The organism is Paenibacillus sp. NPDC056579 (assembly GCF_042793215.1).
Classification (GTDB): Bacteria; Bacillota; Bacilli; order Paenibacillales; family NBRC-103111; genus Paenibacillus_S.
Window position 1 is genome coordinate 50,419 of record NZ_JBHTVD010000016.1, and the last position, 11,655, is coordinate 62,073.

Annotated in this window: 10 protein-coding genes; all 10 read right to left on the minus strand. The window is 52.2% G+C overall.

The features are described 5' to 3' along the window. Positions 1-7: 7 nt before the first annotated feature. Complete coding sequence (locus ACFQ88_RS35985; protein WP_239630452.1) at positions 8-1,198, minus strand: acetylornithine transaminase; 1,191 nt, start codon at positions 1,196-1,198, stop codon at positions 8-10. 99 nt (positions 1,199-1,297) lie between these two features. Beyond that, complete coding sequence (gene argB / locus ACFQ88_RS35990) at positions 1,298-2,080, minus strand: acetylglutamate kinase (RefSeq protein WP_239630453.1); 783 nt, start codon at positions 2,078-2,080, stop codon at positions 1,298-1,300. An 85-nt stretch (positions 2,081-2,165) separates the two neighbouring features. Next, entirely contained in the window at positions 2,166-3,392 is a 1,227-nt protein-coding gene (gene argJ, locus ACFQ88_RS35995; RefSeq protein WP_379462550.1) for a bifunctional glutamate N-acetyltransferase/amino-acid acetyltransferase ArgJ, read from the minus strand. A gap of 21 nt (positions 3,393-3,413) precedes the next feature. Continuing rightward, positions 3,414-4,463 (minus strand): N-acetyl-gamma-glutamyl-phosphate reductase, encoded by a 1,050-nt coding sequence (argC, locus tag ACFQ88_RS36000; RefSeq protein ID WP_239630454.1) that lies wholly within the window; start codon positions 4,461-4,463, stop codon positions 3,414-3,416. A 291-nt stretch (positions 4,464-4,754) separates the two neighbouring features. After that, on the minus strand, positions 4,755-5,645 hold the full coding sequence (locus tag ACFQ88_RS36005) for a YitT family protein (RefSeq protein WP_379462342.1): 891 nt from the start codon (positions 5,643-5,645) through the stop codon (positions 4,755-4,757). Between the two features lie 233 nt (positions 5,646-5,878). Beyond that, a protein-coding gene (prfB, locus tag ACFQ88_RS36010; protein WP_239630456.1) for a peptide chain release factor 2 occupies positions 5,879-6,995 on the minus strand; the annotation gives its coding sequence in 2 pieces (ribosomal slippage) (positions 5,879-6,922 and positions 6,924-6,995; 1,116 coding nt in all). A gap of 113 nt (positions 6,996-7,108) precedes the next feature. Beyond that, complete coding sequence (gene secA / locus ACFQ88_RS36015; RefSeq protein WP_379462345.1) at positions 7,109-9,619, minus strand: preprotein translocase subunit SecA; 2,511 nt, start codon at positions 9,617-9,619, stop codon at positions 7,109-7,111. A 221-nt stretch (positions 9,620-9,840) separates the two neighbouring features. Next, positions 9,841-10,383 (minus strand): ribosome hibernation-promoting factor, HPF/YfiA family, encoded by a 543-nt coding sequence (gene hpf, locus ACFQ88_RS36020; protein WP_239630458.1) that lies wholly within the window; start codon positions 10,381-10,383, stop codon positions 9,841-9,843. A 352-nt stretch (positions 10,384-10,735) separates the two neighbouring features. Then, complete coding sequence (locus tag ACFQ88_RS36025) at positions 10,736-10,933, minus strand: cold shock domain-containing protein (RefSeq protein ID WP_239630459.1); 198 nt, start codon at positions 10,931-10,933, stop codon at positions 10,736-10,738. Positions 10,934-11,201: 268 nt separating this feature from the next. Then, on the minus strand, positions 11,202-11,621 hold the full coding sequence (locus tag ACFQ88_RS36030; RefSeq protein ID WP_379462348.1) for a GNAT family N-acetyltransferase: 420 nt from the start codon (positions 11,619-11,621) through the stop codon (positions 11,202-11,204). Positions 11,622-11,655: the final 34 nt, after the last annotated feature.

An 11,655-nucleotide genomic window follows, 5' to 3' on the forward strand; every position in this document is an offset into this window, starting at 1 on the left:
AGCTATATTATACAGCGGCAGCCGCTTTCTTGCTTAGTACAGCGCAGACCACTTCAAGGCCGCGGTCGAGATCTTCCTTGGAAATGAGCAGGCTAGGCGCGAGGCGGATCACGTTCGGACCTGCCGTTACAACCAGCACCGCTTGCTCTTGAATCGTCGTGACCAGATCGGATACCGGCTGATTGCACTCGATGCCGATCAGCATGCCCAAGCCGCGCACTTCGTTCACCAGCGGATTACCCGCAAGCTTCTCGGACAGCGTCTTGACGATATAATCGCCAAGCTCAGCCGCGCGCTCCGGCAGCTTCTCCGCCAGCATCGTCTCCATCGTGGCAATACCCGCCGCCGTCGACAAGTAGTTCCCGCCGAACGTGGAGCCGTGGCTGCCCGCCGAGAATGCTTGGCGAAGCTTTTCTTTACCGACCATAGCGCCGATCGGGATTCCGCTTCCCAATCCTTTCGCCAAGGTGAAAATGTCCGGTTCAATGCCGTAATGCTCGTAGGCGAACATTTTACCGGTCCGTCCGATGCCCGTTTGAATCTCGTCGACGATCAGCAGCAGGCCGTGCTTCTCGCACAGTTCCGCCACTTTGCTGACAAAAGCCGGCTCGGCGCGGTTCACGCCGCCTTCGCCTTGCAGCATTTCGAGCATGATCGCGCATGTTTTCGGACCGATCGCTTGCTCCAACGCTTCCGCGTCATTGTAAGGCGCGTACACGAACCCTTGAGGCAAAGGCAGGAAGCCTTCTTTTACCTTATCCTGTCCGGTAGCCGTCAGCGTAGCCAGCGTCCGTCCGTGGAAAGACTGATGGAATGTAATGATCTCGTACTGATCCGGCTTGCCGAGAATCTTCTGGAAGTACCGGCGCGCCAGCTTGATGGCCGCTTCGTTCGCTTCCGCTCCGCTGTTGGAGAAAAACACGGCATCGCCGCAGCTGTTATCGGTCAGCAGCTTGGCGAGCTTTTCCTGGTTCGGGATATGAAACAGGTTGCTGGTGTGCCACAACGTGTCCACCTGCTCCTTCAGGCGCTCCGTTACCTGCTTGGGGGCATGCCCCAGGTTCGTTACGGCAAGGCCGCACATCAGGTCCAAGTATTCTTTGCCGTTCTCGTCCCACAGTCGGCTGCCTTCCCCCTTCACAAATGCCAGCGGGTACCGCCCATAGTTCGGAAACAACGAATTAGCTCCTTCTCCCATGCTTAATCACTCCTTTTATCTTGTTTTCATGCAGGAATGGCATCGTTTAAGCCGCACTTACTGCTAAGACTCAAACCCGCTCATCCCTTAAACAGCCATCTATTTTACAATTCGCGTACCGATGGCAGCGCCTTTGATCACTTTGCTCAATACCTCAGGCTCCGCCCCGTTTACGATAATAACCTCGCGCACTTTCCCCTGAATGCACTGCACCGCAGCACGAACCTTCGGAATCATCCCGCCGTAAATTTCGCCGCTGGCAATCATCTCGTCGATCTGCTTCACGGTGACGGATGGAAGCACCTGCTTCTCCCGGTTCATAATGCCCGGCACATCCGTTACAACAATCATCCGCTCCACGCCCAAATGCGACGCAACCGCACCTGCTGCCGTATCCGCATTGATGTTGTATCGCTGACCTCCGTCTTCGCCCAAGCCGACAGGCGCAATAACCGGCATGTAGCCCATCTTCACGATGCCCTGGATCAGCTCCGCGTTCACCTTGGTCACGTCGCCGACAAGGCCGACTTCGTGAGCGTTAGCCACCGGCTCCGCTTGAATAAGGTGACCGTCGACACCGGACAGCCCGATGGCCCGTGCACCGGACAGCTGAATTTTGCGGACGATCTCTTTGTTGATTTGACCGGCCAGCACCATCTCTACGACATCCAGCACCGCTTCGTTCGTTTTGCGCAGCCCGTTGACGAATTCCGTTTCGATGCCGAGCTTCTCGAGCGTGGACGAAATCGCCGGACCGCCGCCGTGGACGATAACCGGAATGATCGCTTCATCCTGCAGCAGCTTCATATCCTTGAAAAAAGAATCCGGCAGAGCCGCAAGCGTACTGCCGCCGCATTTCATAACAAAACACATTGCACTCATGTTCCGTTCCCCTTACGTTTTATTCGTTCACGCACTCCCGCGCCTCCCGCGGGGGAGGTACGGGACTGCCGTTTAATTCTCCCATTTACGTCCGGTATGCCGCGTTGATACGTACATAATCGTAAGTCAAGTCGCAGCCCCAAGCGGTTGCCGTTTCGCTGCCCATGTTCAGATTGACATGGATTTGCACGAGTTCGCCCTTCAAATATTCGGCTGCAGGCTCTTCGTCGAACTTCACCGGTCGAGATTGCTCCAGAACGGAGATATCGCCCAAGCGGATATCGACGGTTTCCGTATTGACCTTCTGGCCCGAGCGGCCCACAGCGGCAATGATCCGGCCCCAGTTGGCGTCAGCACCGTAGCAAGCCGACTTCACGAGGCTCGAGCCGACGACCGTCTTCGCGATCGCACGTGCCGCTTCCTGTGTCTCGGCGCCGGAGACGTTCACCTCGATCAGCTTCGTCGCGCCTTCGCCGTCACGGGCAATCGCTTTGGCCAAGTACTCGCCGACGAAGCGGAAGCCCGCCTCGAACGCCGCCCAATCCGGATGGTCCGGCGTCAGGCTGTCGTTGCCGGCGAGACCGCTCGCCATAACGACGACCATGTCGTTCGTGCTCGTATCGCCGTCCACCGTAATCATGTTGAACGTGGAATCGGTCACGCCGTTCAACAGGTTTTGCAGCTGGGCGCTCTCAATGTTCGCGTCCGTCGTCATGAAACCGAGCATCGTGGCCATGTTCGGATGAATCATGCCCGAGCCTTTGGCTGCGCCGGCGATATGTACCGTTTGGCCGCCGACTGTCAGCTTGACGCAGGTCATCTTCTGCACGAGGTCCGTCGTCAAGATGGCCTGGCAGAAGTCCTCGCCGCCGTCCGCCTTCACTTGCGCCGGCAGGCTCTCGATGCCGCCCAGCACCTTCGGCATCGGCAGCAGCTCGCCGATCACCCCTGTCGACGTGACGCCGACGTGGTGCTCGGCTACGCCGAACGCTTGCGCCGCCGCAGCACGCATGGCGCGCGCGTCGTCTTCGCCCTGCTGGCCCGTGCAGGCGTTGGCGTTACCGCTGTTGACGAGCATCGCCTGCAGCTTGCCGTCCACCGCGATGCTGTCCTGCGTCACGCGCAGCGGTGCCGCCTGAAACGCGTTGAGCGTATACACGCCCGCCGCCTGAGCCGGAACCTCGCATACGATAACTCCCAAATCGAAGCGGTTCGTTTTCTTAAGTCCGCAGTGCAATCCGCCTGCGCGGAACCCTTTTGGCGTTGTAATCGAGCCTTCCGGCACGACAGTAAATTGATCCTTCACCTTCATCTTCTCCTCGCCCATGGCCTCTTACGGATACACCGGGGTGAACGCCAATCCGGTCGTTTCTTCCCAGCCCATCATCAAATTCAAGTTTTGGATAGCCTGACCGGCTGCCCCTTTTACTACGTTGTCGATAACCGAAATGATCGTCAAACGGCCTGTGCGCTCATCCAGCGAAAAGCCGATATCGCAATAGTTGGAGCCCCATACTTCCTTCGTCGCAGGCCATTTGCCCTTTTGACGAATCCGTACGAAACGGCGGCCTTCGTAATATTGACGGTACATCTCGATCACTTCGTCCTCGGTATGCTTCCCATTCAGCTTAACATACATCGTGGACAAAATCCCGCGCGTCATCGGAACCAAATGCGTCGTGAACGAAACTACGACTTCTTCGCCCGCTACACGGCTAAGCACCTGTTCAATCTCCGGCGTATGCTGATGTTTATTCACTTTATAAGCAAGAAAATTTTCATTAATTTCGGAATAATGATGAGTCAAACTCAAGCCTCGGCCCGCTCCGGACACACCGGTTTTCGCATCGATAATGATCGAGCCCAAGTCGGCCCAGCCTTTTGCTACCAATGGTACCAGACCTAACAAGGTGGCTGTAGGAAAGCAGCCCGGATTCGAAATAAACTCCGCTTGACGCACTTCGTCGTCGAACACCTCGGTTAAACCATATACCGCTTTTGCAACATAAGCAGGATCGGCCGGTTTATGTTTGTACCATTTCTCGTACACTTCACCGGATTTCAACCGGAAATCGCCGGAAATATCAACTACCTTCAGTCCTGCGTCAATAAGCTTCGGTGCCAGCTCTGCCGCTACTCCGTGCGGAGTGGCCAGGAAGACGACATCCGCTTTTTGCTTCATCTGCTCGACATCAATGCCGTCCAGGGTTCCTACCATAATTTCATTCAAATGCGGGTATCCATCCGCAATCGGCGTTCCTGCGCTGGACGAGGAAATAACCGATGTAATCTCGACATGCGGATGCGCCAGCAAGAGCCTGATCAGCTCCACGCCGCCGTACCCGGTCGCTCCGATAATGGCCGCTCTTAATTTCGTAGACATATCCGTTCCCTCCACATAAAAACTATGTATTATTATACAATTCAAAGTATAATAATTCAATCAGTTTTTTCCTGAATTTTATTGCCGGGATGCGACTTCCGCCAAGCCACCAAGCGCCATTTCGCGATATGAGAACACTCCGAAAAATATGCATTTACCGGTGCATAAATCCCGCCACAGCGCTCGCCGATCCATTCCCCATGATCCATCCTCATCGAACAGAGGAGAAAGCTTGTCGCAACACGTATGAATAAATGGTACAAAATACCGCTTGGTATTTCAATCGCCAATTTAGGTCATTCCGTGAATTTTAAACCCCTCTCCCAAAACTTCATTCGTATCGCTTATGATAACAAACGCACCCGGATCGATGAATTTGACCAGCTCCTTCAACCGGCTCACCTCCGTCTGCCCTACGACGACCATCAGCACGGTTCGTTCCTCTCCGGTATAGCCCCCGGTCGCTTTCAACTGCGTCAGCCCTCGATCCAGCTCATGCAAAATGGCGCCGCGGATTTCCTCCGTCTTACACGATATGATGAACGCGACTTTCGAATAGCTCAGCCCGAGCTGGACGACATTGATCGTTTTGCTCGTCACAAACAGCCCGATCAGCGCATACATCGCCTTTTCGGGAGAAAGCACAATGCCCGCCGTCAAGATTACCATCCCGTCCAGCGCCGCCACAGCCAAGCCCAGGCTTAAGCCCGTAAGCCGATGAATCATTTGGGCGGCCAAGTCCAGCCCACCGGTAGAGCCCCGTCCTCTGAATACGAGCCCGAGCCCCATACCGATCAATATGCCGCCGTAAATACTGGCCAGCAGCAAATTATCCGTTAACGGGGGGAGCCCCCTCGTAATATAAATCAACAGAGGCAGGAGAACCGATCCGACGGCTGTTTTGAGCCCGAACTGCTTGCCCAGCACCCACGTTCCAATAAGGAACAGCGGGATGTTCAGCGCCCACTGCGTAAACGCCGGCTCGATCCCGAATACCTGATCGACGATAATGCTGATCCCGGATACGCCTCCGGAAGCGACCTGATTCGGGCTCAAAATCATATTGAAGCTGATCGCGATCAGCAAGGAGCCCAACAACAAGAGCACGTATTCCATGACGCGATGGGTGGGCCCGAGCTCTCGGATTGCCGGATTGCGCGTTCTTCTCTTCCTGCTGCGCATAGGCTTCCTCCTTTCATCTGTGTAAGTCAGGCTTGCTGCTTGCTAGAGACAAGCGGCTGCCATGGTATGGGCATAAACAAAAAAAATCCTGCACACGAACCCCAATCCACCCAAAACATGTAAGACGAAAGCGGCTAGGAACCGCCATTCTCCAACGTTTGTGAATGACTTGGCATTTATGTGTAGGATTTGCTTGATTTCAATTAATTATAAAAACCGGCCGCGGGGTCGGATTACTCCGCTGCGCTCGGCTTAATTTGCTGTCGCAAGTAAGCATCGATAAACATATCCAGATCGCCGTCCATTACAGCCCCCACATTGCCTGTTTCGGCAGATGTACGGTGGTCCTTCACCATACTGTACGGGTGGAATACGTAGGAGCGAATCTGACTTCCCCAGGCAATATCGGACACTTCACCGCGGATTTCGGCCAGCTGCTTCATCTGCTCCTCGATTTTCTTCTCATACAGCTTGGAGCGGAGCATCTTCATGGCGCGCTCGCGGTTTTTGATCTGCGACCGCTCGGTTTGGCAGCTTACAACTACGCCTGTAGGAAGGTGCGTGATCCGCACCGCCGAATCCGTCGTATTGATGTGCTGTCCGCCAGCGCCACTGGAACGGTACGTGTCTACCTTCAGGTCCTCCGTGCGGATTTCCACTTCCACATCGTCGTCAATCTCCGGCATAACGTCACACGATACGAATGACGTATGGCGGCGGCCCGAGGCATCGAACGGCGATATTCGGACGAGACGATGGACGCCTTTCTCCGCCTTCAAATAACCATAAGCGTTGTAGCCCTTGATCAGCAGCGTAACGCTCTTGACGCCCGCTTCGTCGCCAGGCAGGTAGTCGAGCACCTCGACCTTGAAGTCCCGCTTCTCCGCCCAGCGCCGGTACATCCGCAGCAGCATCTCCGCCCAATCCTGGGACTCCGTTCCGCCGGCGCCCGGATGCAGCTCCAGAATCGCATTCAGCTTGTCATAAGGCTGGCTCAGCAGCAGCTGCAGCTCGAATGCCTCCAGCTTGGCGACCAAGGCGGAAATGCCCTGCTCGATCTCAGCTGCCATGCTGTCGTCCTGATCCTCCTGCATGAGCTCGACCATGACTTCCAGGTCCTCGAATTCGGAGGACAAGGCCTGGAACTGGTCGACGCTGCCTTTGACCGCGTTCATCTCGCCGATCACTTTTTGCGCGGCTTCGTTATCGTCCCAAAAATCGGGAGCCGCCATTTTCTCTTCATAATTCCCGATTTGCTCAAGCTTCAGATCTAAGTCAAAGAGACCCCCTAAGCTCAGCTAACCGTTTAGCCGTTTCTCGTAAATCCTGCTTCACTTCTGGATCCAACATATCCGTTCACTCCTCATAGACTTTCCGATATGATCATAAAAAGGAGCCGGATGCATGCTCCGGCTGCCCTTCTTGTTTTGGAGCCTCTTGCTCTTGCTTAAGTTGCCCGCTTCTTAAACCCCGTGACACTGCTTATACTTTTTGCCGCTGCCGCAAGGGCACAAGTCGTTACGGCCTACTCGGTCTTCTTCGTTGTTGACGACCGGCTTCTTCGGAGCCGGCTCGCCGTCCGTGCTCACCGCAACCGGCTCAACGACCTGCTGACGCTCGAGGTTCGTTTCTACGTGGGCTTTCATGATGTACGTAGCTACTTCCTCCTGAATGCTTTGAATCATCTCCTGGAACATTTCAAAGCCTTCAAACTGGTATTCGCGCAGAGGGTCCGTGCCGCCGTAAGCGCGCAAATGAATCCCTTGACGAAGCTGATCCATCGCATCGATGTGATCCATCCATTTGGAGTCTACCGCACGAAGCACAACGACCTTCTCGAATTCGCGCATGAATTCTTCGCCGATGGATTGCTCACGCTCTTCATACAGGCGAAGTACAAGGTCTTTGATGTATTGGGCGATTTCTTCCTTCTCTTTGCCCCACAGCTCTTCCGCTGTCAGCTGGCCTTCGTGTAGGAAGGAGCCGTTCGCATAATCGACGATCGCCTGCAGATCCCATTCCTCCGGAACGAGGTCGCTTGGACAATGCGCTTCGGCAAGCCGTTCGATGACCGGCATGATCATGCCCAAGGTAATGTCACGAATGTTGTCCGAATCCAACACTTCGCGGCGCTGTTTATAAATAATTTCCCGCTGCTGGTTCATTACATCGTCATACTGAAGAACGACCTTCCGCACGTCGAAGTTGTTACCTTCTACGCGCTTCTGAGCGGATTCCACGGCACGGGTAATCAGCTTGCTCTCGATAGGCTGATCTTCCTCGAAGCCGAGACGGTCCATCATGCCCATAATATTCTCCGCACCGAAACGGCGCATCAATTCATCCTCCATGGACAAGTAGAACTGGGACGAACCCGGATCGCCTTGACGTCCTGCACGGCCGCGCAGCTGGTTATCGATACGGCGGCTTTCATGCCGCTCTGTACCTATAATATGCAGACCACCCACATCATGCACACCTTCGCCGAGCATAATATCGGTCCCGCGGCCCGCCATGTTCGTAGCGATCGTCACTGCTCCCGCCTGGCCTGCACGAGATACGATTTCCGCTTCTTCGGCGTGGTATTTGGCATTCAAAACTTTATGCTGAACGCCTTTCTTCTTGAGCATCTCGGACAAACGCTCCGAGTTCTCGATAGATACCGTACCGACCAATACCGGCTGCTTGTTCTGATGGCGCTGGACGATCTCGTCCACTACCGCGCGGAACTTGCTGTTGACCGATTTGTACACGACGTCCGGCATATCCTGACGGATCATCGGACGGTTCGTCGGCACGACGATAACCTCGAGCCCGTAAATCTTTTTGAACTCTTCTTCCTCCGTTTTCGCCGTACCGGTCATCCCGGACAGCTTGCGGTACATACGGAAGTAGTTCTGGAACGTGATCGTCGCGAGCGTCATCGATTCATTTTGAACCTGGAGCTGCTCTTTCGCTTCGATCGCCTGGTGCAGTCCTTCGCTGTAGCGGCGACCTGTCATCAAACGTCCGGTGAATTCGTCGACGATGACGACTTCGCCTTCCTGCACGACGTAATCGACGTCACGCTTCATGATAACGTGAGCTTTCAAAGCTTGCGTAATGTGATGGTTCAACGTCACGTTGGCATGGTCGAACAGGTTTTCGATGCCGAACGATTTCTCCGCTTTGGACACACCTGTTTCCGTCAGCGCTACGGAACGCATTTTTATATCAATGATGTAATCTTCTTCTTCCTTTAATTTGCTTACAAAACGATCGGCCAGGTAATACAGATCCGTCGATTTGGCAGCTTGTCCGGAAATGATGAGCGGCGTTCTCGCTTCGTCGACCAGGATCGAATCGACCTCGTCAATGACCGCAAAATAAAGCGGACGCTGCACCATCTGCTCTTTATACACGACCATGTTGTCGCGCAAGTAGTCAAAGCCGAACTCATTGTTCGTACCATAGGTGATATCGCAAGCATAAGCCATCTGCTTCTCACCGTGCTGCAGAGAGTTCAAGTTCACGCCTACGGTCATGCCGAGGAATTCGTAAATTCTGCCCATCTCCGCGCTGTCACGTTGAGCCAGGTAGTCATTGACGGTAACCACGTGCACGCCTCGGCCTGTCAAAGCGTTCAAATAAACCGGCAGCGTACCTACCAGGGTTTTCCCTTCACCTGTTCTCATTTCCGCAATACGGCCCTCGTGGAGTACCATACCGCCGATTAACTGTACGTCATAATGGCGTTTGCCCAAGACCCGCTTCGAAGCCTCACGCACGACGGCAAAAGCTTCCGGAAGCAGATCGTCCAAATCTTCACCTTTATCCAGACGCTCACGGAATTCTCCGGTCTTGTTCTGCAGCTCCTCATCGGACAATACCTCGATAGAAGGCTCCAATTGGTTAATTGCATCGACTGTCTTCCACAGCCGCTTCACTTCACGTTCGTTTGAATCGCCGAATATTTTCTTAACGAGTCCTAACATGGGCCCATCTCCCTTTTCTAAGAACGGTTTGCCTTAAATTGTAGCAGTTTGCGGCACGAGTCGCAAGAACTGCGGGGTCATCCATTTATTATCATGATCTCATAGGATTTCCTTATTACTGTGAAAACCATCCACCCAACCCGAGCTACATGGCGGGAAAGTACCTTCAAACCATATGAAAAGAGCCTGCCCTGTGAGGCAAGCTCCTGGATTTCCACCCATTATCTGGCCGGCTCAATCAAGCCGTATTTGCCGTCATTTCGTTTGTACACCACATTGACCTGCTCCGTATTCGAATTCGCAAAAACGAAAAAGCTGTGGCCTACCATATTCATCTGCAAAATCGCTTCGTCGATGTCCATTGGCTTAAGCATGAACTGCTTCGTTCTCACCAGCTCGTAGTCGTCTTCATCCTCATACAGCGCCGGCGTGTCCACTTTCAATATATCTCGCATACCGCCTTCTTGGCGAATTTTACGGTTCACTTTGGTTTTGTGCTTGCGGATTTGCCGCTCCAGCTTGTCGACCACCAGATCGATGGAAGCGTACATGTCGTTGTTCTTCTCTTCAGCTCTCAGCATGACCCCCGTCATAGGGATCGTCACCTCGACCGCTTGTAGTCCTTTGACTACGCTCAAAGTTACATTTACATCAGTTGTAGGGGGAGTTTCAAAGTACCTTTCCAGCTTGCTAAGCTTTTTCTCAACATATTCTTTCAAAGCCTCAGTTACCTCGATGCGTTCTCCGCGAATGTTGAATTTCATTGTACTTCTCCTCCTTTCATGTACCTATTATACTATATTCAACGGAGGTCTTCAAAAATCCTTCATTTAAATCGACAATTTTTCAAAATATTCTTACAATTTAGTGTCAATGTGACAAACCGCATTGCGCCTGGGTTTGCAGCGTATTGGGGACATTCCCCAGCCCCATTCTTCCCATGCATTCTCTGTACTGCCAATAAGAAATCTTAACAATCCGCCGCGGAAATATTAATAAATATGGATCGTTTAACAAAACCTACACAAACAAAAAAACACCCCGGATTTCTCCAGGGTGCCGTCGCTGCTAATAGTAATCGAATAACCATCTATACAAGGGCGGAATGCCGGATGATTATAGCTTGATAACGTTAGCTGCTTGAGGTCCGCGAGCGCCTTCTACGATATCGAATTCAACCGCTTGACCTTCTTCCAAAGTTTTGAAGCCCTCGGTTTGGATTGCCGAGAAATGAACAAATACGTCTCCGCCGTCTTCGCGCTCAATGAAACCGTATCCTTTTTCTGCGTTAAACCATTTTACTTTACCTTGCATGTAAAACATTCCCTTCATTATCAAATAACTGTGAGCGTTCTCACAATTCGAATATATCATCCCCCTGTCTTACATGTCAATTATAACCACGCCTGTTAGCAAAATATTTTGAAAATTCACGTATTAACATTACGTTAATAATCTATACACATACAAAAACCGCATCGTTGTGCGGTTTTTCGACATTTTTTATGAAAGTTATACACAGAGTTATCCACATTGTCCACAGGGTCCTTCTTTCAACAGAATAATTCTAAAACTATTCAGTTCAAGGGTTACTAAGTGAATTATTCCACTGAGAACGTGTGATTGCTAACAGATTAACATCATAAAATTGCCCATTCGAGTAATGATCTTGATGTAAAACACCTTCCAACTGGAAACCACATTTTTGTTTAACAGAAATAGATGCAATATTATAATCAATTGCGTATGCATATATCCTGTTAATAGCAAGGTCTTCAAATGCATATTTTAGTAATAACCTAATCATCTCGGTGGCGATTCCTTTGCCCCAAAGCGAACGGTCTCCTACAATCGTAGATCCAATTTCCGCTTTCCGGTTTATATGATCAATACTGTAGAGACCGATCATACCCACTGGTTTATCAGTAGATTTAGATACAGCAATAAAGATTTCTTTTGATCGGCAATATTTCTCAAACCACTTGTTCTGTCCAGAAAACATCCTGATTTCTCCATTTACAATGTTTCCAAGGTTC